General features: G+C 74.3%; 27 protein-coding genes. 3 read left to right on the forward strand and 24 right to left on the reverse strand.

Annotated features, from left to right (window positions below; translation table 11 throughout):
* The first annotated feature begins 25 nt into the window (after positions 1–25).
* Both KG103_RS12810 and KG103_RS12815 read left to right on the forward strand, forming a co-directional pair.
* A complete protein-coding gene (locus KG103_RS12810) occupies positions 26–1,486 on the forward strand; it encodes a PspC domain-containing protein (RefSeq protein WP_207338962.1) in 1,461 nt (486 codons plus the stop codon).
* Positions 1,486–1,806, forward strand: coding sequence for a hypothetical protein (locus tag KG103_RS12815; protein ID WP_207338963.1), 321 nt, complete (start codon positions 1,486–1,488; stop codon positions 1,804–1,806). The genes KG103_RS12810 and KG103_RS12815 overlap by 1 nt, the downstream gene beginning before the upstream one ends.
* 146 nt (positions 1,807–1,952) lie before the next feature.
* On the opposite strand, the gene KG103_RS12820 is transcribed toward KG103_RS12815, so the two are convergent.
* The 24 genes from KG103_RS12820 to KG103_RS12935 form a co-directional block, all read right to left on the reverse strand.
* Positions 1,953–2,498, reverse strand: coding sequence for an aromatic ring-opening dioxygenase LigA (locus tag KG103_RS12820; protein ID WP_374191787.1), 546 nt, complete (start codon positions 2,496–2,498; stop codon positions 1,953–1,955).
* A gap of 170 nt (positions 2,499–2,668) precedes the next feature.
* A complete protein-coding gene (locus KG103_RS12825) occupies positions 2,669–3,793 on the reverse strand; it encodes a glycosyltransferase family 4 protein (RefSeq protein ID WP_207338964.1) in 1,125 nt (374 codons plus the stop codon).
* A 9-nt stretch (positions 3,794–3,802) separates the two neighbouring features.
* Positions 3,803–4,222: a DUF3817 domain-containing protein gene (locus KG103_RS12830; RefSeq protein WP_207338965.1), complete on the reverse strand. Its 420-nt coding sequence runs from the start codon at positions 4,220–4,222 to the stop codon at positions 3,803–3,805.
* Between the two features lie 56 nt (positions 4,223–4,278).
* A complete protein-coding gene (guaA, locus tag KG103_RS12835; protein WP_256439580.1) occupies positions 4,279–5,895 on the reverse strand; it encodes a glutamine-hydrolyzing GMP synthase in 1,617 nt (538 codons plus the stop codon).
* Positions 5,896–5,969: 74 nt separating this feature from the next.
* Positions 5,970–6,524 carry a hypothetical protein gene (locus KG103_RS12840; RefSeq protein ID WP_207338966.1) on the reverse strand — a complete coding sequence of 185 codons (555 nt, stop codon included), beginning with the start codon at positions 6,522–6,524 and terminating at the stop codon, positions 5,970–5,972.
* Between the two features lie 2 nt (positions 6,525–6,526).
* Positions 6,527–7,090, reverse strand: a complete 564-nt coding sequence (locus KG103_RS12845; protein WP_207338967.1) for a hypothetical protein — start codon at positions 7,088–7,090, stop codon at positions 6,527–6,529.
* A 56-nt stretch (positions 7,091–7,146) separates the two neighbouring features.
* Positions 7,147–8,553, reverse strand: coding sequence for a hypothetical protein (locus KG103_RS12850; protein WP_207338968.1), 1,407 nt, complete (start codon positions 8,551–8,553; stop codon positions 7,147–7,149).
* Positions 8,550–8,954, reverse strand: coding sequence for a hypothetical protein (locus KG103_RS12855; RefSeq protein WP_207338969.1), 405 nt, complete (start codon positions 8,952–8,954; stop codon positions 8,550–8,552). The genes KG103_RS12850 and KG103_RS12855 overlap by 4 nt, the downstream gene beginning before the upstream one ends.
* Before the next feature lie 204 nt (positions 8,955–9,158).
* Entirely contained in the window at positions 9,159–9,698 is a 540-nt protein-coding gene (locus KG103_RS12860) for a hypothetical protein (protein WP_207338970.1), read from the reverse strand.
* A gap of 1 nt (position 9,699) precedes the next feature.
* On the reverse strand, positions 9,700–10,128 hold the full coding sequence (locus KG103_RS12865; protein WP_207338971.1) for a hypothetical protein: 429 nt from the start codon (positions 10,126–10,128) through the stop codon (positions 9,700–9,702).
* A 29-nt stretch (positions 10,129–10,157) separates the two neighbouring features.
* Entirely contained in the window at positions 10,158–11,591 is a 1,434-nt protein-coding gene (locus KG103_RS12870) for a hypothetical protein (RefSeq protein ID WP_207338972.1), read from the reverse strand.
* Positions 11,592–11,756: 165 nt separating this feature from the next.
* Entirely contained in the window at positions 11,757–12,380 is a 624-nt protein-coding gene (locus tag KG103_RS12875; RefSeq protein WP_207338973.1) for a hypothetical protein, read from the reverse strand.
* Positions 12,377–13,462 (reverse strand): OmpA family protein, encoded by a 1,086-nt coding sequence (locus tag KG103_RS12880; protein WP_207338974.1) that lies wholly within the window; start codon positions 13,460–13,462, stop codon positions 12,377–12,379. Before KG103_RS12880 ends, KG103_RS12875 begins: the two co-directional genes overlap by 4 nt.
* A 53-nt stretch (positions 13,463–13,515) precedes the next feature.
* Complete coding sequence (locus KG103_RS12885; protein WP_207338975.1) at positions 13,516–14,265, reverse strand: hypothetical protein; 750 nt, start codon at positions 14,263–14,265, stop codon at positions 13,516–13,518.
* A gap of 102 nt (positions 14,266–14,367) precedes the next feature.
* A complete protein-coding gene (locus KG103_RS12890; RefSeq protein WP_207338976.1) occupies positions 14,368–14,583 on the reverse strand; it encodes a hypothetical protein in 216 nt (71 codons plus the stop codon).
* A gap of 153 nt (positions 14,584–14,736) precedes the next feature.
* Positions 14,737–15,447, reverse strand: a complete 711-nt coding sequence (locus KG103_RS12895; protein WP_207338977.1) for a response regulator — start codon at positions 15,445–15,447, stop codon at positions 14,737–14,739.
* Entirely contained in the window at positions 15,440–16,627 is a 1,188-nt protein-coding gene (locus tag KG103_RS12900; RefSeq protein WP_207338978.1) for a sensor histidine kinase, read from the reverse strand. The genes KG103_RS12895 and KG103_RS12900 overlap by 8 nt, the downstream gene beginning before the upstream one ends.
* On the reverse strand, positions 16,624–17,538 hold the full coding sequence (locus KG103_RS12905) for a type II secretion system F family protein (RefSeq protein WP_207338979.1): 915 nt from the start codon (positions 17,536–17,538) through the stop codon (positions 16,624–16,626). Before KG103_RS12905 ends, KG103_RS12900 begins: the two co-directional genes overlap by 4 nt.
* Positions 17,535–18,458 (reverse strand): type II secretion system F family protein, encoded by a 924-nt coding sequence (locus KG103_RS12910; protein ID WP_207338980.1) that lies wholly within the window; start codon positions 18,456–18,458, stop codon positions 17,535–17,537. The genes KG103_RS12905 and KG103_RS12910 overlap by 4 nt, the downstream gene beginning before the upstream one ends.
* Complete coding sequence (locus tag KG103_RS12915) at positions 18,455–19,873, reverse strand: CpaF family protein (protein ID WP_207338981.1); 1,419 nt, start codon at positions 19,871–19,873, stop codon at positions 18,455–18,457. The genes KG103_RS12910 and KG103_RS12915 overlap by 4 nt, the downstream gene beginning before the upstream one ends.
* Complete coding sequence (locus KG103_RS12920) at positions 19,870–20,220, reverse strand: hypothetical protein (protein ID WP_207338982.1); 351 nt, start codon at positions 20,218–20,220, stop codon at positions 19,870–19,872. Before KG103_RS12920 ends, KG103_RS12915 begins: the two co-directional genes overlap by 4 nt.
* Entirely contained in the window at positions 20,217–21,785 is a 1,569-nt protein-coding gene (locus tag KG103_RS12925; RefSeq protein WP_207338983.1) for an AAA family ATPase, read from the reverse strand. Before KG103_RS12925 ends, KG103_RS12920 begins: the two co-directional genes overlap by 4 nt.
* The gene (gene cpaB / locus KG103_RS12930) at positions 21,785–22,513 is read right to left on the reverse strand and encodes a Flp pilus assembly protein CpaB (protein WP_207338984.1); all 729 of its coding nucleotides are present in this window, start codon (positions 22,511–22,513) and stop codon (positions 21,785–21,787) included. The genes KG103_RS12925 and cpaB overlap by 1 nt, the downstream gene beginning before the upstream one ends.
* Positions 22,510–23,319, reverse strand: coding sequence for a hypothetical protein (locus tag KG103_RS12935; protein WP_207338985.1), 810 nt, complete (start codon positions 23,317–23,319; stop codon positions 22,510–22,512). Before KG103_RS12935 ends, cpaB begins: the two co-directional genes overlap by 4 nt.
* A gap of 157 nt (positions 23,320–23,476) precedes the next feature.
* Here KG103_RS12935 and KG103_RS12940 point away from each other — a divergent pair, with 157 nt between their 5' ends.
* On the forward strand, positions 23,477–23,845 hold the full coding sequence (locus KG103_RS12940) for a DUF192 domain-containing protein (protein WP_207338986.1): 369 nt from the start codon (positions 23,477–23,479) through the stop codon (positions 23,843–23,845).
* The last annotated feature ends 153 nt before the right edge of the window (positions 23,846–23,998 follow it).

Below are 23,998 nucleotides of genomic sequence, written 5' to 3' on the forward strand. Positions count from 1 at the left end.
GGGACGGCGCGGCAGGCTCGGTGCCATGGACACGCAGACTCCCGCCGGCGGCGACGCCGGCACGCCGGGCCCGGCGCCCGGACCAGGTACCGGACCGCACCACGGACCGACACACCCGCCCGCGCACCAGGGCTTCTGGGCCGGGGTCCGCCGCACGGGCCTGCGCCGTTCCGACGAGCGCTGGCTCGGCGGCGTCGCCGGCGGACTGGCCGAGCGGGTCGGCGTCGACCCGCTGGTGGTGCGCGGCCTGTTCGCGGTCACGTTCCTCGTCGGCGGCCTGGGCCTGGTCCTGTACGGGGTGGCCTGGGCGCTGCTCCCGGACGACCGCGACGACCGCATCCTGCTGGAGCGGATGGGCGCCGGCGACGCGGACGGCGCTCTGCTCGGGGCCCTCGCGTTCGTCGTCGTCGGCTTCGCCCGCGGCGACGGCTGGTGGTGGTTCTGGGACGGCGGCAGCGCGCTCGGCGGTGCCGTGTGGCTCGCGTTCGTCGTCGGGCTGACAGCCCTCGTGGTCACGGCGGTGCAGCGCCACCAGCGCGGCACGGCACCCTGGCAGCACGGCGACGGGCGGCCGGGCTGGCCCGTCCCGCCCGCGGGAGCCCCGTCCACCCCGCCGGGCGCCGCGCCCTACGGCACACCCACCGGCACAGCGGCAGCGGGCACACCGGCCGCGGCCGCGTGGGCGCAGACCTCGACGGCACCCCTGCCGACGAACTCCCCGCAGGACGGCGCGCAGTGCGCACCCGTCCCCCCGTACGCCGTCGCGGGCCACCGCCCGCCGGGCCCCCCGTTCGCGGGCGGTCCGCCGGTCGTCCCGCGTCCCCCGCAGCGCGGTGCGGACGGTGCGACGGTCGGCGCGGTCGTCGGCCTGAGCGTGGTCGGCCTGGGGGTCCTGCTGCTGGCCGAGCGGATCGGCGCCTTCGACGGGCCCGTCTGGCTCACCGCCGGGGGCATCGCCCTGGTGCTCGCCGGGCTGGGCATCGTCTCGCTGGCGGCGCGCGGCCGCAGCAGCGGCTTCATCGGCTTCCTCGCCGTCGTCGGCCTGCTGGTGGCGGTCCCTGCGGCCCTGGCGCAGCAGTCCGACTGGGCCGACGTCGCCCGCGGCTGGGAGAACCGGGGACGCGACGTCACGGTGACCAGCCGGGCGGTCGCGGCGAACGGGTTCGAGCTGAACGCCGGACGCTCCCGCATCGACCTCACGGCCGTCCCGATCGACCCCGACGAGGTGCTGCGGGTGCCGATCAACGTGGGCACCGGGCAGCTGACCGTGATCGTGCCCCGGGACGCCGCCGTGCGGGCCCACGTCGACCACGCCATCGGGTCGGTGCGCTGGGAGATGGACGACGACATGCACGAGCAGAGCGGCGTCGGGCTCGGCGACCTCCTGTACGAGGACGACGACGCGGCCGCGGGCTCGCCGGACCTGGTGCTCGACATCGACGGAGGGGTCGGGCAGATCCGCATCATCGACGAGGGGAACGCATGATGAGCGACGACGTGACCGCCGACGACGCCACGGGACAGGGCACCAACGGACAGGGCACCAACGGACAGGGCACCCACGGACAGGGCACCACCCGGCCGGGCACGACGCCGGACGCGGAGCGGGGGCACCGTCCCCCGGTCCGGGTGGGCGGCGTGGTGTGGGGGCTCATCGTGGTGCTGGTCGGCGCCGGCGTCCTGCTGGTCGCCGCCGGCTACACGATCGACGTCCAGCTCGCCGTGATCGTGCTGCTCATCGCCGCGGGGGTGGGACTGATCGTGGGACCCGTGATCCAGGGCCTGCGCCGCGGCCGCACGCCGTAGCACCGTCCCGGGGCCCGGCCTGGAGGGGGCGGTGTCCCGGGACGCGCGAAGGGCTGGTACCCCTGAGGGGTACCGGCCCTTCGCGTCTGCCGTGCGGTCCGCTCGCCGGACCGCGCGGTGCGCGACCCGTGGAGGAAGCGGGTCGATCAGACCCGCTCGACGGCCGGCGTCGCGACGGCGGGCGCCTCGACACGGACGGCGATGCGGCGCAGGGCCTCACCGGTGATGATGAAGACGACGCCCAGGCCGAAGACCAGGAGGCCGACACCGAAGGCCACGACCGAGGTGAACAGCGAGGCCCGCAGGAAGGAGCCGTTCATGACGGACGCACGGGCCGGGTCCTCCTTGTCGAGCTCGGCGTAGGTCTTGCCGCCCGAGCCGGCGAGCGCGTGCTTGTTGATGATGTCGGCCTGGGCCCAGGCCTCCCACGGCGTGTCGACGGTCTCGCCGCCGAACGCCGCGGCGTCCTCGGAGACGGTGATCTGCTCGGCGCGCAGGTTGGTGGACACCGCGATCCAGGTGCCGGTGCCGGCGACGGCGAAGACGGCGCCGAAGACGATGACGATGATCGCCAGAAGCTTGATGTGGGCGGGCTTCGACTGGACTGCTGCTGCGTTGGACATCTCGATCTCCCCGATCGTCTCTGTTCCCCCACGGGACCGGATGTCCGGCCCGGTGAGCCATCTGCTCACAGGAACAGCGTCGTCCCAGGTGAGCCCCGCTCGGTGGGACTCTGGTCCCGCCCGCGCACTAGGGTACTCACCCGTACGAGTGAACGGATCAGGCTACCCGGACCAAAGGCCCGGGGCGACGGTGTGACCTGCGACGTCGCGACGTGCACGCCGCGACGGATCCCGGGGGGTCAGACGAGCCGGGCAGCCCGTGCGTACTGCGCGCGCGCGGCGGCCAGCACGTGGTCCCAGTCGAACGGCGGCGGCTCGGCAGCGGCGCGCTGCCGCATCGCGGCCAGCAGGTCGCGGTCCTGCACCAGCCGCACGACCGCGTCGGTCATCGCCTCGTCGTCCGCGACGAGGAACCCGTCCACCCCGTCGGTGACGAACTCCCCCACCCCGGTGCCGGCGTGCGCCAGGACCACGAGCCCGGCGGTGCGGGCCTCCAGCGCCGCGATGCCGAAGGCCTCCAGGCGCGCCGGTGCGAGGAAGACGTCGGCGTCGGCGTAGGTCGCGCGGACCTCGGGCCGGTCCAGGCGGCCCCGCAGGTCGACGACGTCGCCCAGCCCTGCGGCGGACACCCGCGCACGCACGGCGTCGCGGGCCGGGCCGTCGCCGATCAGCGTCAGACGGACCGCACCGGCCGGCAGCCGTCGCGCGGCCCCGGCCACGACGTCGACGAGCGGCACCGCGCGCTTGCGCGGTGCGAGCCGCATCGTGGCCACGAGGCGCACCGGAGCCCCGGGGTCGAGGACGGCGGGGCCGGCCGGCGCCCACAGCCCGGTGTCGATGCCGTTGGGCACGACGTCGACGCGGGAACCGAGCATCGTCCGGACCCGCTGCGCCGCCGCCCCGCTCACGGCGCTCAGCGCGGCGGGCAGCCGCGCCCACCGGGTGCGCCGCACGACCGGACCGGCGACCCCTGCGACGCCGTCGAGCATGCAGTGCCACGTGATCGCCGTGGGCAGCCCCAGGCCGGTGGCCACCCGCACCCCGTCGAACGCGAACGGTGACAGGACGCCCGCGTGGACGTGCACCGCGTCGGGCCGCACCTCGCGCAGCGCCGAGCGGATCAGGCCGGGGCCCGCCAGCGGGTTGACCGGCAGGTCGAAGGGCAGGCGCGCGCCCAGCCGGTGCACGTGGACCCCGTCCTCGACGTCCACCACACCGCCGCGCTCCCCGCCGGGGCCGAGCGTCGCCGTGAGGACGTGCACCTCGTCACCCGAGCGGACCTGGTGCCGGGCGAGGTCCCCGACCTGCGTCTCGATCCCCCCGGTGCGGGGCGCGAAGCAGTCGGAGACGTGGACGACCCGCACGCCGTGCCGTCAGCCCTGGGGCGCGGACGCGTCGATGCGCGCCTGCGCGTCGGCGTGCACGCGACGCTCGAGGACGAACGACATGACCGGCACGACCCCCGCCGCGGCCAGCGACACCAGGCGCCCGAGCCGCCACCGCAGCGTCGACCACAGGTCGAACACCGTGACGAGGTAGACCACGTAGATCCAGCCGTGCGCGAACGCGATCCACGAGCCCAGCACCGGCAGCGCGTCGCCCTCGGCGTCGACGCCCCCGGCCTGGAACACGTACTTGAGCAGCATCTCGACGCACAGCAGCAGCAGCATCGACCCGGTGATCCACGCCATGACCCGGTAGCGGGTCAGGGAGCCGCGGGCCCTGCGCGCCCACGCGGCGGCGTCGGGCACCCCCGGGCTGGTCGTCGGTGTGCTCGTCGGTCCGGTGCTCACGCTCGTCCTCTCGTCGTCCGTCGGGTCGCCGGCGGCCGCGTCCGCGGCCGGCCCGCTCACTCCCACTCGATCGTGCCCGGCGGCTTGCTCGTCACGTCGAGCACGACGCGGTTGACCTCGGGGACCTCGTTGGTGATGCGCGTGGAGATGGTGGCCAGCACGTCGTACGGCAGGCGGGTCCAGTCGGCCGTCATCGCGTCCTCGGACGACACGGGGCGCAGCACGACCGGGTGCCCGTAGGTGCGACCGTCGCCCTGCACGCCGACGGACCGCACGTCGGCCAGCAGCACCACCGGGCACTGCCAGATCTCGCGGTCCAGCCCGGCACGCGTCAGCTCCTCGCGCGCGATGGCGTCGGCCGCGCGCAGCGTCGTCAGGCGCTCCGCGGTGACCTCGCCGACGATCCGGATGCCCAGGCCGGGGCCGGGGAACGGCTGGCGCCACACGATGCCCTCGGGCACGCCGAGCTCCAGGCCCACCGCGCGCACCTCGTCCTTGAACAGCGTGCGCAGCGGCTCGACGAGCTCGAACTGCAGGTCGTCCGGGAGCCCTCCGACGTTGTGGTGCGACTTGATGTTGGCCGCGCCCTCGCCGCCGCCGGACTCCACGACGTCCGGGTAGAGCGTGCCCTGCACGAGGAACTTCACGGTCTCGCCGTGCGCGCCGGCGTCCTCGACGACCTCGCGCGCCGCGTCCTCGAAGACGCGGATGAACTCGCGGCCGATGATCTTGCGCTTGGTCTCGGGGTCGGTGTGCCCCGCGAGGGCGGTGACGAAGCGCTCGCGCGCGTCGACGACCTTGAGCTGCACGCCCGTGGCGTCGACGAAGTCCTTCTCGACCTGCTCGGCCTCGCCCTCGCGCAGCAGCCCGTGGTCGACGAACACGCACGTGAGCTGGTCCCCCACGGCGCGCTGCACGAGCGCGGCCGCGACGGACGAGTCCACCCCGCCGGACAGCCCGCAGATGACCCGGGCGTCGCCCACCTGGGCGCGGATGCGCTCGACCTGCTCGGCCACCACGTTGCCCGGGTTCCAGTCGGGGGTGATCCCGGCACCGCGGTACAGGAAGTTCTCCAGCGCCTTCTGCCCGAGCGGCGAGTGCTTCACCTCGGGGTGCCACTGCACGCCGTACAGGCGCCGCTCGCGGTCCTCGAACGCCGCGACGGGGCTGCCGGCGCTCGTCGCGAGCACCTCGAAGCCCTCCGGCGCGGCGTGCACGGCGTCGCCGTGGCTCATCCACACGGTCTGCTGCTCGGGGCTGCCGTCCAGCACGGTGCCCGGCTCGGTGATCTCCACCGCTGTGCCGCCGTACTCGCGCTGCCCCGTCTGCGCGACCGTGCCGCCCAGCGCCTGGGCCATCGCCTGGAAGCCGTAGCAGATGCCCAGGACCGGGACGCCGGCCTCGAACAGCTCGGGGCCGACGAACGGCGCCCCCGTCGCGTAGACCGACGACGGGCCGCCGGACAGGATGATGGCCGCCGGGTCCTTGGCGAGCATCTGCTCGACCGTCGCCGTGTGCGGCACGATCTCGGAGTACACGTTCGCCTCGCGCACGCGCCGCGCGATCAGCTGCGCGTACTGGGCGCCGAAGTCGACCACGAGGACCGGCCGGTGCGTCGTGGGCGAGGTGCTCGTGGGCGAGGGGGTCGTGGCGGGCTCGGGCGTCTGCGTCACGAGGCCAGCCTAGTCGGCGGTGGCACGCCCCCCGGGCCGTCGGCACCCGTCGTGACGACGGCCACGGGCGGACGTCACGCGCGCGCGCCGTCCCCAGCGCGCAGCGCGCGGCGGGTCACCCAGCCGAGCAGGAGGAGCACCGGGCCCACGAGGACGAGCACCCCGCCGAAGCCGGAGCTGCTGCGCGGTCCGCCCGGGTCCGCCGACACCGCGACCTCGGTGAGGTCACCGCCGCTGCAGGTGACGTCCGCCGCTGCGGCGGTCCCCCCGGTCAGCGCGAGCAGCGTCCACTCCCCCGTCCCCCCGGCGTCCCGGACGGTCGCGGGCCGTCCCTCGGTGCTGCCGACGGGCAGCGTCGCGACCTCCTGCCCGGAGGACCGGGCGGTGGTGCACGTGACCCCCTCCGCCGACGGCCGGCCCCAGACCGCGGTGTCGCGTCCCGACGGCAGCAGCTCCACCGCGGAGCCCGCGGCACCGGTGCGCCACATCTCCACCGGCCGCTGGGCGCCCGGCCCGGTACCGGTGACCAGCAGCACGCCCATGACGAGCACGAACGGCCCGCCGAGCAGCGCGACCCAGGACCACAGGTGAGCCGTACGCCGCAGGTTGCGGCGTGTGAAGACGGCCACCGTCAGCCGACCGTCACGGACGCGAGCACGTCGTGCGCGCCCGACTCGTCGAACGTGTCCGCCGGCGCGACGACCGCGACGATCGCCTGCGCGTCGTCCTCGAGGTCGACCACGAGGTACTCGTAGCGCATCTCGACGTCCTCGCTGCCGACCGTGACCGTCGCCCGGTAGCCGATCCACCCGGCCGCCTCCGCGCCCGGCCACGTCAGCTCGGCCTGCTCGACGTCCTCGGCGCCGACGCTCGCGTCGCCGACCGAGCCCAGGTTCTCGATCGCAGCCGCCGCGTCACGCGTCCGCTGCGACGTGACCGACGTGTGGACCCCGGTGCCGGGACCCTCGCCGGCGGCGCGCAGCGCGAACGCCTCGTCCGCCCGGTCGCCGGGCTGGGTCTCGAACTCCTCCCAGTCCGCCGGGGCCGCGAGGGTCACGGGACCCATCGCGTGCGACTCCCACCCCGCCGGGGGGTCGGCGGGGACGAGCGGTGCGCCCGTGCTCGCCTCGGACGTCCCGCACGCGGCGAGGACGAGCGGCAGGATCGCGAGCGCGAGCACGCGGGGGGACTTCACAAGGACCTCCAGGGGATGGTGGGGCCGGGTCGAGCCGGCGCCGTGACCGACGAGCATCACACCACGCACTCGGCGCGATCGACCATGCCGGTGCCGTCGAAGTACCGGTAGCCCGTCGTGGAACGCCCGCTCTCGATGCTCTCGATGGCCAGGCCGAGCTCGAGGCCGACCTTGCCCTGGGCGTTGACGCCGTCCTCGTTCTCCCACTGCGTGTACGTCTGCTCGTAGATGTACCCGCGGTCGGCCGCCGCCTCACCCAGCTCCCGGCCGAGCGCGACGGGGTCGAACCTGTCGAGCAGGGTCTGCGGCAGGTCGACGGAGTCGGTGATGCCCGGGTAGTACGGCAGGCCGGCGGCGTGCATGACGCGGGTCGCCAGGCGGCGGTCGGCGGTCGTCTCCAGCGGGATCTCCACGACCCGCTCGGTGTAGCTCGGGTCGCCGTCGATGCCTCCCGGACCGGAGTAGCTGTTGTCACCGACCGGGTTCCACATCGTGACGCTGCGGATCCGCAACGCCACGGGGTTCCCGTCCTCGTCGCGGTCGACCTCCATGACGGCGGCCATCGAGCCGTCGAGCGTGAACTGCTGGTAGATGTCGTAGCCGGACGCGGTCACGCCGTGGCCCTGCAGCCCGCCGCCGATGCCCATGTCGGCACGCAGGTAGTCGGTCGACGTGCCGTCCTTGCGGTGCGTGCGGCCGACGTAGGCCTCGAGGAACGCCTCGGCGCCCGCCGAGCCGATGATCGCGTTGGCGCCCGCGGACGCCTCACCCTCGACACCGCCCTCGACGAACCACTCGTCCGGGTCGAGCTGCTCGTACTCGTTGCTGCCGCCGAGCTCCTCGTTGAGCCAGTCGACGCCGTCGCGCAGGGGGTTGTCGTCCCCGAACCACAGGTCCTTGGTCTCGTCGTTGCGCTTGTGGTCCAGCACGCGCCGGGCCTCGTCCGCCGAGTGCACGATGTACGACTCGCCGCCGCCGACGACCAGGGCCGCGCTCGCGTCGGCGGTCGCGCCCAGGCCGTAGGACTGCCCGTCGTTCGTCACGCTCACGTCGAACCCGACGCCGACGCCGATCCCGAGGCCGCCCTCCCGGGCGCGCGTCAGCCGGTACGTCCCGTCACCGAGCTGCTCGATGACCCACTGCTCACCGCCCTCGACCGTGACGACGACCGTCACGGACGCGTTGTCCTCCTGGCCGTGCGAGGACACGACGCACTCCTCCGGCGGGACGTAGTCCTCGGCGTCGCGGCCGGGGGTGGGGTCGCAGCCGCCACCCTGCCCGAAGGCCTCCATGATGCGGCAGAGCGCCGCCGACGCCTGGTCGGCGGGCCGCATCGACGTCAGCGACAGGACCACCGCGGTGATGAGCACCGCGGCGATCGTGATGATGCCGATGTACTCCAGCGTGCCGATGCCCGCGTCGCCCTGCAGGGCGCGCTCGCGCGCCGTCCGCCACCGCCTCATCGCCCGTACCCCGTCACTCGCTCGTGCGACCGTGCGCGCACGGTCGCCACCGTCCCCAGCACGACCACCAGCCACCCCACCAGGTCCACCAGGAGCGTCCCGACGCCCGCCGGCAGCACCAGCTGCCCGACGAACGTGCGCGCCGCCCACGTGAACGGGTCGGCCAGGAAGCCGACGAGCGCCGCGACGGCGACAGCGACGGCGGCCCGCGGCGTCACGTCGACGCCCTGCAGCCCGCGCCACGTGACGACGACCAGCACGAGAGCGACCAGCAGCGCCTTGAGCACCAGGGCCGGCACCGTCGGGAGGCCCGACAGCGCGATCACCCCCGCCGCCAAGGACACCGCCGCCGCACCGGCCGCGTACGCCGCGGCCATGACCGCGAGCCGGACCACCGTCACCGCGCACCTCCAGGTCGATCCGCGACGTCGGTGCGTCGCAGCGACGCAAGTCTGACCGGCGGCGCACCGTCGGCGGTGGGGCCAGGGGTCCGTTCCGACGCGGCAGGCCTGGGTCGTCGGGCCCACCGGCGCACCCGGCCGATGTCCCTGGACGCGGCGGTGGACGCGACGGCGGAGGGCGTCAGCCCTCGGCTGCGGAGGGCGTCAGCCCTCGGCGCCCGCCCGCACCGCGATGCTCGACTCGATGCCGGCGACGATCTCGTCCGGCAGGTCGCGCCCGGTGAGCTGCAGCCCGACGGTCGTCCCCGACTCGGGGTCCGCCGCCGCCCAGAAGACGCCGCTCACGTCGTCGTAGGTGAAGTCGTTGCGCTGCACCTCGAGCGTCGCGGTGTCCACGGGCGTCGACATGCCGGTCGAGCCGTAGCCCCAGCCCCCGACCTGCGCACCCGCGACGAACGTGTCCAGGCCACGCTGCGCACCGTCCTGGCCGAGCGCGGGCGCGCCGACCAGCAGGAGCGAGTCCGGGCCCAGCTCGCTGCTGTCGGCCCAGCCCACGCTCCACAGGTCGTCGGACTGCGCCGCCTCGACCCAGTCCTCGGGGACGGCGAACGACAGGGCGCCCGACTCGACGCGCTGCCAGCCCTCGGGGGTCGTCGGGGCGCTCTCGCCGGCGTCCGAGCACCCGGTCAGACCGGCGGCGAGCACCGCTCCGAGGACGAGTGCCGGCACGGGACGACGGGACACGTCACACCACCTCCGCATAGGACGACCGGCTGGCCGGCGTCCAGCGTACGTGCGCCAGCAGACCACCGGCCCCACCGGTCGCGAGCAGCACGATCACGGGCACCGCCACGTCGACGGCGTGGACGAGGGGCGGCACGTCGGCGCGCGACGCGGCCTCGAGCGAGCTCGCGACGGACATGCCGAACGCGACGAGCGCCGGCAGGGACACGGCGACCAGGCCGCGCCGGCGCGGGGGCCGGACCACGGCCCGCGCCGTCGCGACGAGCACGGCCACGGCGCCGGCGACCACGCCGGGCACCACGAGCAGCGGCCATGCCGTGACGACCTCACCGCTGCGCGCGGTCAGCACACCGACCAGCACCGCGCCACCGACCAGCACCGCCACGTACGTCACCGTGCCCGCCACCCACGCCCACACGAGCCTGCGCATCGTCGTCACCTCGTTCCTCGTCCGCCCGGTCAGTTGCACAGGGCGTCGTCGACCAGCTGCCGCGCACCGTCGCGGCCCGGCGCGCCGAGGAACTGCGCCTCGGTCTTGGTGGCCGTGGCCTCCTCGGCGCTGATGTTGAAGCCGAACTCCCAGCCCTTCTTCACGGCGGCACCGAACTCCCAGGAGTCCTTGACGTTGTGGTACGTCACCCGGCTGAGCCTGGCCTGCTCGTACATGAGCTGCATGAACGGGTCGTCCGACGGCTTCTCCGGCATCATCGCCGAGAAGGGCAGGGTGAGCGTGGTGCCGGCGGCGTGGTCGTCGATCCAGCCCTGCACCAGGGCACGGTTCGCGTCGGTGACGTCCAGCTTGGTGGTGGTGACCACCGAGCGGGTCTCACCCTCGGCGAGGCTGCCGCTGGCGGCCTTGAACGTGTTGTTCCCGAGGCTGCCCGTGCCGCCGACCTCGTAGGCCGACTTGAAGGCGATCTGCGAGAGGTTGCCGTCCTTGTCGTACGTCGTCGTGAACGCCCCGGTGATCGAGCCCTCACCGGTGGCGTGGCCGACGATCATGCTGCCGCCGAGCGTGCCCTTGCCGCTGAGCTCGTACGTGTAGCTCTTCGAGCCGGACTGCTTGTCGTTCATGACGATCACCGAGCCGCCGGCCGTGACCGACCCGTTGACACCCAGCTTGGGGTCGATGAGCTTGTCGTTGCCCTTGTCGTCCTTGCTGGTCCCCGGGATGCGGGTGCCGGCGCTGGCCTTGAGGGCTGCCTCGAGCGAGATCTTCGAGTACGAGATCTTGGGGTCCTTGGGCGCCTCGACCCAGCCGTCCGTGAGCCACAGGTAGAACGCCATGCCCGCGGCGCCCTCACCCTTCATCTGCTCCTGCTGGATGAGGTAGTCGTCGAGCTGCTCACGCATCGACTCCCACTGCTTCTTCGAGTCGAACTCCCACGTCGAGCCGTACTCGAACTTCAGGTTCCCGCCCAGGCTGACCTCGGCGCCCGCGTTGTCACCGTCGCCGAGCTTGCCGGCGTCGAACGTCTTGGAGCCGAGGTTGCCGCTCGCACCGATGCCGCCGCCGTCCGTCAGCGTCGCGCGCACCGTGCCGTCGGAGTACTCCTGGACGATGAAGCCCGAGCTGTCGCTCAGCTTGAAGAACCAGATCTTGACCTCGGCGGAGTACTTCTCCTTGGACTCGGACAGCATGCAGACGCCCGGGTGGTAGTCCATGTCGTCGTCGGGGTCGGTCTCGGGCGTGGTGTCGCACCCACCCGCCCCGCCGTCGAGCGCGGCCGTCACGCGGCACAGCGCCGCGGCGGCGTAGGGACCCACGTTCGTGGTCCCCAGGACCGTCGCCACCACGAGGATCGCCGCGAGCGCGACCACGCCCATGTACTCGAGCGTGCTGACCCCTCGGTCGTCACCGCTCATGCGCGCCCGCACGGCCGCCACCCTCACGTCGCCTCCCGGTCCTGAGCATCCGTCCAGGCAGGACGCTACGGTCCTGCTCCCGCCGATCCGAGGGCCCACGGTTCTACCGGCGGGCCGCCGCTCACGGGTGGTGGTGGGGCCAGGGGCCCACCGCGGGGCCCACGGTCCCGCGGGCGGCTCCCCGGCCCGGGGTCACTCCCAGGTGACCGGGACCGTGACCGGATCGGCGCCGGGGAAGACGAGGACGACCTGCGACGCCCCGGCCGGCACCGGCGGGAACAGCGCCGAGCGCACCTGCGCGGTCCCGCCCACGATCTTGGGGAACGCCCCGCACGCGCACAGCGCGTCCAGCTCGATGTCGGGCTTGTCCATGATCGTGTACGGCTTGATCGACGACTCCTCGTCGGGGCGCAGCTCCAGGGAGCGCAGGTCGCTCGCCGTGCTCGTGCCCCACGAGTAGTGCTCGCTGCGGGGGCCGTCGCTGCCGTCCGCGGTCCGCATCGCGAAGGTCAGGTCGGTGCCGCGCTCCGAGGCCGTCAGGGACACCACGGTGACCTCGACGTCGTACGGCTCGCTGGCCGAGGCGACCACGGGCACCGTCAGGGTGGCCAGCGGCTCGTCGCCGCCCGCCTCGGCGTCGGTGACGTCCTCGTCGACGAGGACCGAGGCCGCGAAGTCCTCGACGCTCATGTCCGCCGCCGCCGTCGCGGCCGCCGACGCGCTCGGCGTGGGGTCGCCGTCGGCGTCACCGCCCGTGCAGCCGGCGACCAGCACTGCGGTGGCCGCGGCCACGACCAGCGTTCGACAGGCCCTCACGACCCCTCCTCGATCTCGTAGACGACCTCGACGCGACGGTTGAGCTGCATGTTCTCCGGGCTGTCGTTCGGTGCGACGGGCTCGTTCTCGCCGCGCCCGACGGCCGTGAACGTGACCCTGCCGCCCGCGGCCGGCTGCAGCGCCGCGACCACGGCCGCCGCGCGCTCCTGCGACAGCGCGTCGTTCGAGCTGGTGGACCCGTCGGAGTCGGTGTGCCCCACGACCTGGACCTCGCCCGTGGCGCGCGCCGCGATGTCGGCCGCGACCTGGGCGAGCACCTCCTGCGCGGCCGGCGTCAGCGCCGCCGAGCTCTTGTCGAACAGCACGTTCGCGTCGAGGGTCGTGGCGACGCGCTCGGACGTCTCCGCGGTCTGCGTCGCCGCGGTCGCGGTCCGCGTGACCAGGTCGAACGTCGAGCGCGCGGGGTCGGCCCCGAGACCCGCCACGTCGGGCACCGCCGGCCAGCCCGTGCCCGCCCGCGGGCCCGGCTCGTCGGCCACGGGCTCGAGGAGCCCCTCCTCGACGGGGACGGCGAGGACGGCGGCGCGCTGGTCCCCGACGAGCACGTCGACAGTGCCCGTGCCCGCGGGCAGCTCGGGGAACACGGCGTAGATGACCGGCAGCTCACCGGCCTCCGCCTTGACGTCGTCGAACACCGAGGTGGCGTCCTGCGCGACCAGCGGCAGGTAGGCCTTGCCGCCGGTGCGGTCGACGAGCACGAGCTGGCTGATCGCGTCGAACTCGTAGGCGCCGGTCCCCGGACGGAAGATCGAGCTCATGTGCAGGTACGCCCCGGAGGACGCCGTGGTCCCCAGCGACAGGTACAGCACCGTGCCGCCGTCGACCCGCCGCACGCCGTGGACGGCGCCGCGCACGAGCGGGCCGGTGCCCTCAGCATTGGTCCGGGCCGTGAACGTGCCGCGGACGGGGACGTCCACCCCCTCGACGCGCACGTCCTCGCCGTCCGGCGCCGGGGACGACGCGGCGGGCGCGGCCGCGGCCGACGACGCCACGAGGACGGCACCCGCGACCACGGCGACCACCCGGGCCGACCTGCTCGCGCGGCGACGGACTGACGACATGCTCGACCTCCAGGAAGTGGCGGTGCGTGACGACCGGCTCGGCGGGACGCAGATCATCGCACGAGGCGCGGTTCCAGCCGCGCGTCCAGCCAGGCCCGCATGGCGGTCCGCACGACGGCGACGTCACGCTCCGGGCCGAGGCTCACGAGCACGGCACCGCCGCCCGACGTGCAGGTGAACGTGTGGTCCCACCCGAAGATCGGCACCGGCGGCGGGGGCGGCGGAGGGGTCGGGCTCGGCGTGGGCGTGGCCGACGGGTCGGGCTCGGGCTCGGGGGTGGGCTCCGGCGGCGGGGGCGGCGGCTCGTACCCGACGATGACGCGCTCGCGCGTCAGCTCGCAGCGGTCGAGGGCGACGCCGACCTCGGCCTCGGCCTGCCGGTAGGTGCCACCGCGCAGGCCCTCCGGGTCCGGCGTGCGGACCTCGACGCGGACCCGGTCCGCGCGCAGGTCCGCGTGGTAGCGGGCGCCGACCAGCTCGGAGCCGTTGCGTCGCGCGTACGTCTGGGCGTCGGTGATGCCGACCGACGGGGCCATCGTCCCGCCGACCGTCCCACCGACGGGCACGACGAGCGCGGCGTCCAGGGCAGCCTCCCGCACCCGCTGCGCCGCGGCGAGCGCGGCGGCGTCGGCGGCGGACGACGAGCGCCCGGCCATCCCGGTGCTCGTGACCAGGGGGACCAGGACGAACGCGAGGAGCGCGAAGGCGCACAGCACGACGCCGACGATGAGGCCGAGAGCGGCGGCACCGCGGTCGTGGGCACCGCGGTCGGCGTGACGGCGGCGCGCGTGCGGGGTGGTCACGGTGTCCTCGCTCCTCGTGTCGGTGGGCGTGTGGGGACGGCGGAACGGCGCTGCGCCGGGACCCGCAGGGGTCCCGGCACAGCGCCGTGGCGGAGAGGGACGTCAGCCCCCGACGACGCCCTCGATCTCCGTGATGGCGCTGTCGACGAAGCCCTTGGGGTTCCAGCCCTTGACCGTGCCGATCACGGCGACGAGCAGGAGGCCGGCGACCACGAGGATGCCGATGTACTCGATGGTGCCCTGGCCGGCGTCACGGCCGCCGGCGTTCTCGAGAGCCTTCTGGATGCGGACCTGCGTCTTGACGAACATGCGCGTCATGGCTGACTCCTGACTCTGCTGCAGCGGGCTCCCCGCTGACCTGACCTGTGGTGATCCGGTGCGGCGTCCCGCTGTGGACCTCTGACGACGAGGACGACACTACGGACGAGCCGGACGCGGGCGACGGGTCCGTGGACCCAACTCAGGGCCCATTCACCCGCCCCGCGGGACCGGGCCCGCCGCACCACCGAGCCACACCGCGACGGCCTCGGCCCGGGTCCGTACACCCAGCTTCGCGAAGATGTGGTTGATGTGGTTCTTCACCGTCTTCTCGGACAGGAAGCACGTCGCCGCGATCTCCCGGTTGGTCTGCCCCGCCGCGACCAGCTCCATGACCTCCGCCTCGCGGGCCGACAGTCCGGCGTCGGGACGCACGGGTGCCGGCGCGGGCGCCGGGCGCAGCGCGTCGCGCATCACGGCCGCGGCGTGCGGCGACAGCACGAACGAGCCGGCCGCGACCGACAGGATGGTGCGCTCGAGGTCCCCCGCCTCGAACTGCCCGTGGACCAGGTAGCCGCTGGCCCCGGCCTCCACGGCCGCCCGGACCACCTCGGGGGCGTCGGAGTACGTGAGCATGAGGACCTTGCTCCACGCGGACACCTCGGCGGCGACCTGCACGCCGTCGCGGCGCGGCATCCGCACGTCGAGCAGCACCACGTCGGGCATGGTGGCCCGCACGACGCGCACGGCCTCCTCGCCGTCGGCGGCCTGCCCCACGACGCGCAGCCGGTCGGAGGCGTCGATGAGGCTCGTGAGCCCCATCCGGATCACGGAGTTGTCGTCCACGACGACGACCGTCACGTCCGTCACGGCGCGGTGCGCGCTCGTGTCCGTCCCGTCGCGCGTGCCCGTCGCCTCAGCCATGGAGCTCCACCAGTCCTCCGCTCTGCGGGGCGCGCCCGCCCGACGTCGCGTGGACGATCTCCACGCGGGTGCCCGCGCCGGGCCGGGACGACACGGCGAGCCGCACCCCCGCCTCGCGCGCACGCTCGTGCATGCCTGTCAGGCCGAAGTGGCCGTGCGGGCTCGTGCCGTCGACCCGGGGGGCGAACCCCTGGCCGTCGTCGGCGACGACGATGCGGCAGGCGTCCCCGGTCGCGGCGAGCTCGACGGTCACGTGCGTCGCGCCGGCGTGCCGACGCACGTTCTCCAGGGCCTCCCCGACGATCGCGAGGACCTCGTAGCGCACCTCCGTGGGCAGGTCGACGGCGAACCGCACGACCAGCTCGCAGGGGATGCCCGTCTCCGCCTGCCACGCCTCGCAGCGGTCCCGCAGGACCTCGACCAGCGGACGGTCCGGCTGGTCCGCGCGCAGGCGCACGAGGATCTCGCGCGCCTCCCGTGCCGCGTCCTCCGCGGCGTCCCCGAGGGCGCGCGCGAGCTCGGCCGCGCGCGCGGGGTCCCGGTCGACCCAGCCGACCAGGCCGCGGGCCCCCAGCGCGATGCCGTGCAGGGTCTTGCCGACGGAGTCGTGCATCTCCCGCGCGAGCCGGGCGCGCTCGTCGGCCGCGACGAGCGCACGCTGCGCCGCCTGCGTCTGCGCGTGCAGCGACGCCTGCTCGGCGTGGGCGCGGCGGACCGCGGCGCCGAGCCCCACGAGGCACAGGTACAGCGTCGGGACCCCGAGGGCGAGCATGAAGCCCTGGTCCCGCCCGTCCGTGGCCAGCGTCCGCACCACGACGTACCCCGCCGCGAGGATCAGCGCACCGGCGACGGCGGCGCGTCGCTCGGTGAGCATCCCGACGAGCAGCGCGCTGGAGAACGTGGCCAGCACCAGCGGGCTCTCGACGCCCAGGGCCGCCACGAGCCCCAGGTTGATGAGCACGTCCACCACGAGCACGAGCGGGTGCCGCGTCACCGCGTCCAGCATCGGCGGGTGGACGAGCACCGCGAAGCCCGGGCCGGCCAGCACGAGGACGCAGATCAGCAGCACGGGCGTGACCTGCTGCCCGACCATGCCGAACAGGGCGACGACGATCGCACCGAGCCGCACGAACATCGCCGCGGACACCAGCCGGTGGTGGAACCCGGGGCGGCCGGTCATCCCAGCCCTTCGGTCAGCGAGCCGAAGTCGATGTCCGCACCGATCCACAGCCCGACGAACACGAAGATGACGGCGGCCGGCACCAGGACGAGCGACGTGACCAGCGTGACGCGCGGGGCCATCCGCGCCGCGGCCTGCCGCATCCGCTGCCCGCTGTCGCGGCGCATGTCCAGCGCGATCTGCTTGAGGGACGCGGCGAGCGGCGCACCGAGCTCCTGGGACTGCAGGAGCGCCGAGACGAACTGCGCGACGGGCTCGGACGAGCTGCGTCGCCGGAAGGCGTCGAGCGCGTCGCGCACCGAGGCGCCGTTGGCGACCTGCTGGAGCGTCAGCTGGATCTCCTCGGCCAGGGGCCCGGAGAACCGGTCCGCGACGCGGGCCATCGCCTGCCGGAAGCTGACGCCGGCCATGACCGTGACCGCGAGCACGTCCAGGAAGTCCGGCAGGTCCTTGTCGATCTGCTCACGACGCAGGCGCTGGGCGCGTGCGACCTGACTGAGCGGCAGCACGAGCGGCGCGACGTACGCCAGCGGCACCCACAGCAGGTTGCCCTGGAGCACGAACAGCACCGCGATGGGCGTGACCACGAGGAGCCACCAGGCGACGCGCTCGAGGAAGCCGTCGACGGTCAGACCGTCGGGCCGCCCGGCCTCGTCGATGCGTCGCTGCAGCGACGCGAGCCGCGCGGGACCCAGTGCGCGCCGCAGACGCGGCACCAGCCGCCGCGCGAGGCGCTGCAGCGGCGTCGTGCCCTCGGCGCGCCGCCGACGCTGGCCCTTGAGCAGCGCGAGGTCCTCGACCGCGAGCGTGTCCAGGGCGTCCGTGCGCATCGCCCGGTACCCCAGCAGGCCCAGGACCGTCGCGATCGCGGCGAGTCCCCCGCTGAGGAGCAGGACCGTGCCCGCGGTCATGACGGGAACCTCGTCATCCGGCGGATCACGAGTGCGCCGCCCACGAGCAGCCCTCCGCCCACGAGCAGCGCACCGCGGCCCAGCCACTCCTGCGTCATGCGCTCGACGGTGCCGGGCTGGATGACGTTGAGGAGCACGAGGATGCCGAAGCCCATGCCGACGACCGTGTAGCCGGTGGCCGTGGCCTGCGCGAGCACCGTGCGCACCTCGCGGCGCGTCTCCTTGCGCTGCTCCAGCGTGTCGGCGATGTCGCGCAGCGCGGTCACGAGGGACCCGCCGCTGCGGGCCGAGACGAGCAGGGTCGAGCTCAGGACCGCGACCTCGCGCGAGGGCAGCCGCTCCTGGAGCTCCTCGATCGCGGTGTCCAGCGCGACGCCGAACCGCAGCCGGTCGGCCACGCGCCGCAGCTCGGGCCCGGCCGGGGCGGTCAGCTCGCCCGCGGCGACGCCGATCGCGGCCGCGATCGACAGGCCGGCGCTCGTCGCGTTCGACAGCACGCGCGCGAGCTCGGGCATCTGGGAGATGAACTGCTCGTTGCGGCGCTGGCGCGTGCGGCCCAGCCACGTGCGCAGGCCGACGACCATCGCGACGACGCCCAGCACACCGAACGCGGGCGCGAGCGCCACCGACAGCAGCCAGGCCGTGACGGCACCCGAGGCGAGCGTCACCGCGGCGACCAGGGAGGGCGAGCGCTCCTCGCCCGCGAGGACGAGCTGGCGGCTGACCCACCGCCCGGGGCGGGTCTGGACGAACGACCGGTCCCACGCGTCGACGCGCGCGTTCCAGGACGCGGGGTTCTCGTCGACCACACCCTCGACGATCGCGCGGCGCCGGCTGTGCACGAAGGAGATGTCGGCGATGCCGACGACGAGCAGCACCGAGGCCGCCGCGACGCCGACGAGGATGAGCAGGACCGTCACGACGCGGCCACCTCGTCCTGCGCCTCGGCGGCGGCCGGCACGTCCTGCGGCTCGGCGACGGACGGCACGGCCTGCGGCGGGACCGCGGCACGGCCGATCGCCTCGCCGGCGATGCGCAGCCGGTCGAGCAGCCGCTGCGGGATGGGGTGCAGGACGAAGCGCCCCGGTGTGCCCGTCGGGCCCTGGGCCTCGGGGTCCCAGCGCATGATCGGCTGGACCTCGAAGTCCTCGCGGTGCTTCGACGCGACCCACCCGATCTCGACGACGCGCCGCGTGCCGTCCGCGCCGCGCAGCAGCTGCACGACGATGTCGATCGCGTTGTTCACCTGGTCGCGCAGCGCGTGGAACGGCACGTCGACGTCGCTCATCGACGCGAGCGTCTCGAGGCGGATCAGCGCGTCGACCGTGGAGTTGGCGTGCACGGTGGCGAGCGAGCCCTCGTGGCCGGTGTTCATCGCCTGCAGCATGTCGAGCGCCTCGCCGCCGCGGACCTCGCCGACGATGATGCGGTCGGGCCGCATGCGCAGCGCGTTGCGCACGAGGTCGCGGATCGTCACCTGGCCGTGGCCCTCGACGTTGGCCGGTCGCGTCTCGAGCCGGACCACGTGCTCCTGCCCGAGCGAGAGCTCGGCGGCGTCCTCGATCGTGATGATGCGCTGGCGACCCTGGATGAACGCGGACAGCGCGTTGAGGAAGGTCGTCTTCCCCGAGGAGGTACCGCCCGAGACGATGATGTTGGCGCGCGCGCGGACGCACGCGGCGAGCAGCTCGGCGCTGGCGGCGTCGAGCGTGCCGCGGCGCAGCAGCTCGTCCAGACCGTACGAGCGCGGGAAGAGACGGATCGTGACGGTCGGACCGTTGAGCGTCAGCGGCGGCAGGACGACGTGCACGCGCGCCCCGCGCGGCATGCGCTCGTCGGCGGGCAGGCGCGCGTCGACCATCGGGCTCGACTCGTCGACGCGCCGGTTGACCGTCGAGACGATGCGGTCGATGGTCTGACGCAGCTGCTCCTCGGTCGCGAAGGTGGTCGCCACGCGCTCGATCTGGCCGAACCGCTCCACGTAGATGGTGTCGTGCCCGTTGATCATGATCTCGGACACCGTCTCGTCCGCGAGCAGCGGCTCGAGGACGCCCAGGCCGATGGACTCGTCGACGACCCGCCGGATCAGGGCGTTGCGCTCCCGCGTCGTGAGGATGACGCCCTCGGTCGACACCAGGTGCGCCACGACCCGCTCGAGCCGCACGCGCCGCTGGCCGGTGTCGAGCCGGCCGAGCTCGTGCAGGTCGACCTCGTCGAGCAGCATGCGCTTGAACTGCGAGACGAGCTGCTCGTCGAGCTCGCTGCGCGCGAACGCCGACCCCGCGGCGACGGGGCTCGCGTCGGACCGGCGGTCCCAGTCGGAGAAGCCGCTCATCGGCCGGTCCTCGGCATGGCGACCTGGCGGTCGACCTGGATCTGCGGGAACCCGGCGACGCGGCGCACGTCGAGCGTGACCTTCACCGTGTCGGGCGCGGGGTACGTGACGCGCGCGTCGAGCGTGCCGGGCAGCGACCGCTCCACGGCCTGCTGCACCGGACGACCGAGGCTCAGCGCGCGCGCACCGTCGCGGGCGGCCTGCGCGGCGGCGTCCGCCGCGACGACGTACCAGACGAACTGCATGATGCAGACCACCGCGAGCGCCACCGCGACCAGCCCGCCGACGACCTCGATGGTCGCCGTCCCCTCGTCCCGGCGGCGCAGGTCGCGCACGAGCCTGGTCATGGTTCCACCACCACTTCCCGTCCGATCGTGATCCGCCACGGCGTCGACGCGAGCCCGGGTGCCAGGATCGGCACCGCCATGCTGACCTCCACCTCGCGCCCCGTGGGGTCGCGCCGCACGCGCAGGTCCGAGTGGTACCCACCCGGCACGGCGTCCTGCGTCGCCTGCCGCAGCTCGCTCGACGAGGCGTGCACCGCGGCCGCACGGGCCGCGGCCGACGCGCCGTAGCCGGTCCACAGGGCCGTCAGCCCGACGACCGCGAGCTGCACCACGACGACGCACACGACGACGACCGTCGGCAGCACGCCGACGAGCTCGATCGAGGCCGAGCCCTCGTCGGAGGCGGCGGTACGACGGCGGCGCCCGCGCGCGGCCTGCTCCCCGGCCGCCGGCGCCGAGGCTGCGGCGCGCCCGCGGCCGACGCCCACCGCGCGTCCGAACGCGCGCACCGACTGCCACCACGAGGCGTCCTCGACGTACTCGGGCGAGCGCGAGTTGACCGAGCGCTCGAGCTTGCGTCCCCGGTCCGTCAGCGTCACGTCGAGCACCGGGCTGGGCGAGAGCCGCGCGACGGTGTCGGGCTGGATCTCGTCGGCGCGCGAGTGCCGGTTGACCAGCACCCACGTGCTCTCCGGCTTGCGGACCGACAGCTGGTCCCACCAGCCGACGTTGCGGCGCAGGGCGCGCAGGCTCACCAGGTCCGGCGTCACGACCGCGACCGCCTCGTCGGCGATCTCGACGACCGCCGCCTGCAGCGGGGTGACCCGGGCGCCGGCGTCGATGACGACGAGGTCGTACTGCTGGCGCACCAGCCCGATGATCTGGCGGATCGCCGCCGGGGTCACCAGCGAGGCCTCGCGCACGTCCTCCGGCGGCAGCAGCAGGTGCACGCCGGACTCGTGCTCGAGGATCGCGTCGGCGACCGTACGGAACGACAGGTCGTCGGCGACCTTGGCGACGTCCGCGACGGACACCCGGTGCCGGGCCTCGATGAGGCTCGACACGTCGCCCTTCTCCAGGTCGAGGTCGATGACCAGGACGCGGTGGTCCGGGAGCTCGCGGCGCACGTCCCACGCGAGGTGGGTCGCGACCGTGGTCGCGCCGACACCGCCCTTGGTGCCCGTGATCGCCAGCACGAGCGCCCGGTGGCCGGCGGTGCTGTCGGTCTGCTCGACCAGCAGGGACTGCAGGCGCGTCGACCAGTCGATCGCGTTCGTGATGCGCTGCTGCACCTCGGCGAACGACAGCGGGTACGTCAGCAGGCCGCGCGCCCCGGCGTCGGTGGCCTCGGCGAGCGTCTCGGGGTCGGAGTCGCCCGACACGATGAGCGTCACGCTCGCCGGGCGACGCAGGCTCAGGTCGCGGACGACCTGGTGGACCGGCTCGGGACCGAGCTGGTCGTGCAGCAGCACGAGGTTGGGGTCGCGCTCCACGACGACGCGAGCCAGCTCGGCGGTCGACTCGACCACGGCGAGCACCTCGACGTCCGCCACCTCCGCGAGCTGCGAGCGGAGGTCGTACGCGAGCGTCTGGTCCGCGCACCCGATGACGACTGTCCCGGCCATCAGCCCTGGCTCCCCTCGGGCACCGCGACGCCACCGAGGTCCTCGGCGTCGAACTCACCCTGCTCACCGGTGCGGTCCTCGCCCGTGCCGGTCGGCAGACCGACGAGGCGCACCTCCTGGGCGAACGCGGCGGCGTACGTCACCGCGAGCGCGTCGTTCGGCTCGAGCGCCAGCGTCACCGGGACGACCGCGGCCTCACCGGTCGGGCTGTCCTCGTCGAGGCGCACCTGGCTGCCGCGCACGGAGACCACGCGCACGTTCTGCACGAGCACGCGCACCTGCTTGGGCAGGCCGGGCACGTCGGCGAACACCGCGTAGATGTCGACGTAGTCGCCGGGCCGCACGCGGTCGGCGATGCCGGTGATCTGGTTCACCTGGATCGCGATCTCGCGCTCGGTGGCCGACAGCTCGGACGGCGGCACCAGCATGTCCTCCGACAGCAGCGTGCCCTGCGCGATGTTGAACCCGATGCGGCGGCCCACGAGGTCCTCGGCGTCGAGGCGGGCCGACTCGGACAGCCACCGCGCCGGCACCTCGTCGGCGACGATCGACGACTCCTCGATCGTGGCGAAGGCCGGCATGTCGTCGGCCGTCCGGTACACGGTCACCACCGACCCGACCTGGCTGGCGACGTTGTTGACGTAGGAGGCGACGACGAAGAACACGACGACGGCGAGGACGACGGCGAGCAGGACGAACAGCACGCCACGGCGCTGGCGGGGGTTCACGCGGGGACTCCTCGGGGGTCGGCGGCAGAGGGCCGCACGTGGCAGAACGGGCAGGTGTCGGAGAAGACGAGGGCCTCGCACACGTCGCAGCGGCCTCTGGTCGCCGGCAGCTCCAGGCGCCGGTCGGCGGGCAGGGCGACCAGCTCGACGGCCCCGTCGGACCCGGTGCGTCCGGCGGTGTCGAGCGCGAGCGCGGGGACGTCGGCCGTGCCGGTGGCGCCGGACGTCGTGAGCGCGTCCTGCAGACCGGCCGCGGGCACCCGTCCCAGGCCGGCGCCGTACAGCTCGCCGCGGGCCAGCACGGGCTCGGCAGGTTCCGCGCGGCCCACCGCGCGGGCCGCCGGCGCGGGGCCGGAGAACGTCACGACGAAGCCGTCGCCCCCGGGCAGCCACGAGCGCAGGTGCTGGCCGACCGCCACGGGCGGGTGCTCCAGCCTCGCGACGCTCGGCGTCCAGGCGCCGCTCCACGTCTGCTCGAGGAGCTGGTCGGCCACGACGCAGGCGATGCCGGCGTCCACGCCCGCCGCCGCGACCTGCCCGGCGACCAGGACGAGCGCGGCCGGACCGTGGTGCGCGACGCGCCACGCGACGGGCATCCCGGCGTCGGACAGCACCGCGGCGTGCCGCCGGACGAGTGCCTCGTGTCGCTTTTCACCCAGAATGAGGACGTGGCCGTCGCCCGGACGGAGTCGTTCCCGGAGTGCCGGGAGGTCGTGCGGGTCGACCAGCAGGAGGCCGTCGTTCTCGACCAGCTCCCGTGCGTCCGGCACGAGCGGCACGAGCGCCGACACGACGATGCGCTGCATGGATACCGTGATCTCCTCGGGGCCGTGGCCTGCGTTGACGCTGTGACTGGCTGCGGTGCCGACACCTGGGAAAGGTGCATCAGGAATGCATCGGACACGTCGTAGGACATATGGCCCGGTGATGACCCGCCCGACGGATGATAGTGGGGAAAAAGCAATGGCCAATTCCAGCGCTCGGCTGTTCGTGGACGGCCGCGAGGTGGCCGACGTGGTGATCGCGGACACGTGGGCGCGGCGCGCCCGCGGCATGCTCGGACGCCGTCCCCTGCCCGCCTCGATGTGGTTCGTGGGCGAGGCGGGCGTGCACGGGATGGGCATGACGCAGCCGCTCGACGTGGCCCTGCTCGACGACGCCGGACGCGTCGTCGCGACCACCGTGCTGCGCCCGTTCGGCATGACGCGGCCGCGGCGCGGCGTCGTCGACGTCCTCGAGGCACCCCGGGGCAGCTTCGCCGCGTGGGGTCTCGTCGTCGGCAGCACGCTCGCACGGCACGCCGACGACGCGGCGGCGACCGGCACGGGCTGAGGCATGCCCACATGCTCGGTGCCCACGGCCCTCCGGACGCAGGGCCCGTGGGCCGGTTCGACCCCGCCCGGCCTGGGCCCGCCGTGGGCCCGTCGACCCACGCGTGACCTGCGCGCCGGCGCGCTCGCGCGGGTCGCCGGGACCGACGGCGCG

This window comes from Cellulomonas wangleii (assembly GCF_018388445.1).
GTDB classification, from domain to species: domain Bacteria; phylum Actinomycetota; class Actinomycetes; order Actinomycetales; family Cellulomonadaceae; genus Cellulomonas; species Cellulomonas wangleii.

Bases quoted from the DNA above. Each gene is read 5' to 3' on its own strand.
- KG103_RS12850 (WP_207338968.1), bottom strand. From the start codon at position 8,553: ATGAGGCGGTGGCGGACGGCGCGCGAGCGCGCCCTGCAGGGCGACGCG.
- KG103_RS12890 (WP_207338976.1), bottom strand. From the start codon at position 14,583: ATGACGCGCATGTTCGTCAAGACGCAGGTCCGCATCCAGAAGGCTCTC.
- KG103_RS12810 (WP_207338962.1), top strand. From the start codon at position 26: ATGGACACGCAGACTCCCGCCGGCGGCGACGCCGGCACGCCGGGCCCG.
- KG103_RS12815 (WP_207338963.1), top strand. From the start codon at position 1,486: ATGAGCGACGACGTGACCGCCGACGACGCCACGGGACAGGGCACCAAC.
- KG103_RS12900 (WP_207338978.1), bottom strand. From the start codon at position 16,627: ATGACCGGCCGCCCCGGGTTCCACCACCGGCTGGTGTCCGCGGCGATG.
- KG103_RS12935 (WP_207338985.1), bottom strand. From the start codon at position 23,319: ATGCAGCGCATCGTCGTGTCGGCGCTCGTGCCGCTCGTGCCGGACGCA.
- KG103_RS12925 (WP_207338983.1), bottom strand. From the start codon at position 21,785: ATGGCCGGGACAGTCGTCATCGGGTGCGCGGACCAGACGCTCGCGTAC.
- KG103_RS12920 (WP_207338982.1), bottom strand. From the start codon at position 20,220: ATGACCAGGCTCGTGCGCGACCTGCGCCGCCGGGACGAGGGGACGGCG.
- KG103_RS12865 (WP_207338971.1), bottom strand. From the start codon at position 10,128: ATGCGCAGGCTCGTGTGGGCGTGGGTGGCGGGCACGGTGACGTACGTG.
- KG103_RS12915 (WP_207338981.1), bottom strand. From the start codon at position 19,873: ATGAGCGGCTTCTCCGACTGGGACCGCCGGTCCGACGCGAGCCCCGTC.
- KG103_RS12940 (WP_207338986.1), top strand. From the start codon at position 23,477: ATGGCCAATTCCAGCGCTCGGCTGTTCGTGGACGGCCGCGAGGTGGCC.
- KG103_RS12905 (WP_207338979.1), bottom strand. From the start codon at position 17,538: ATGACCGCGGGCACGGTCCTGCTCCTCAGCGGGGGACTCGCCGCGATC.
- KG103_RS12880 (WP_207338974.1), bottom strand. From the start codon at position 13,462: ATGTCGTCAGTCCGTCGCCGCGCGAGCAGGTCGGCCCGGGTGGTCGCC.
- KG103_RS12895 (WP_207338977.1), bottom strand. From the start codon at position 15,447: ATGGCTGAGGCGACGGGCACGCGCGACGGGACGGACACGAGCGCGCAC.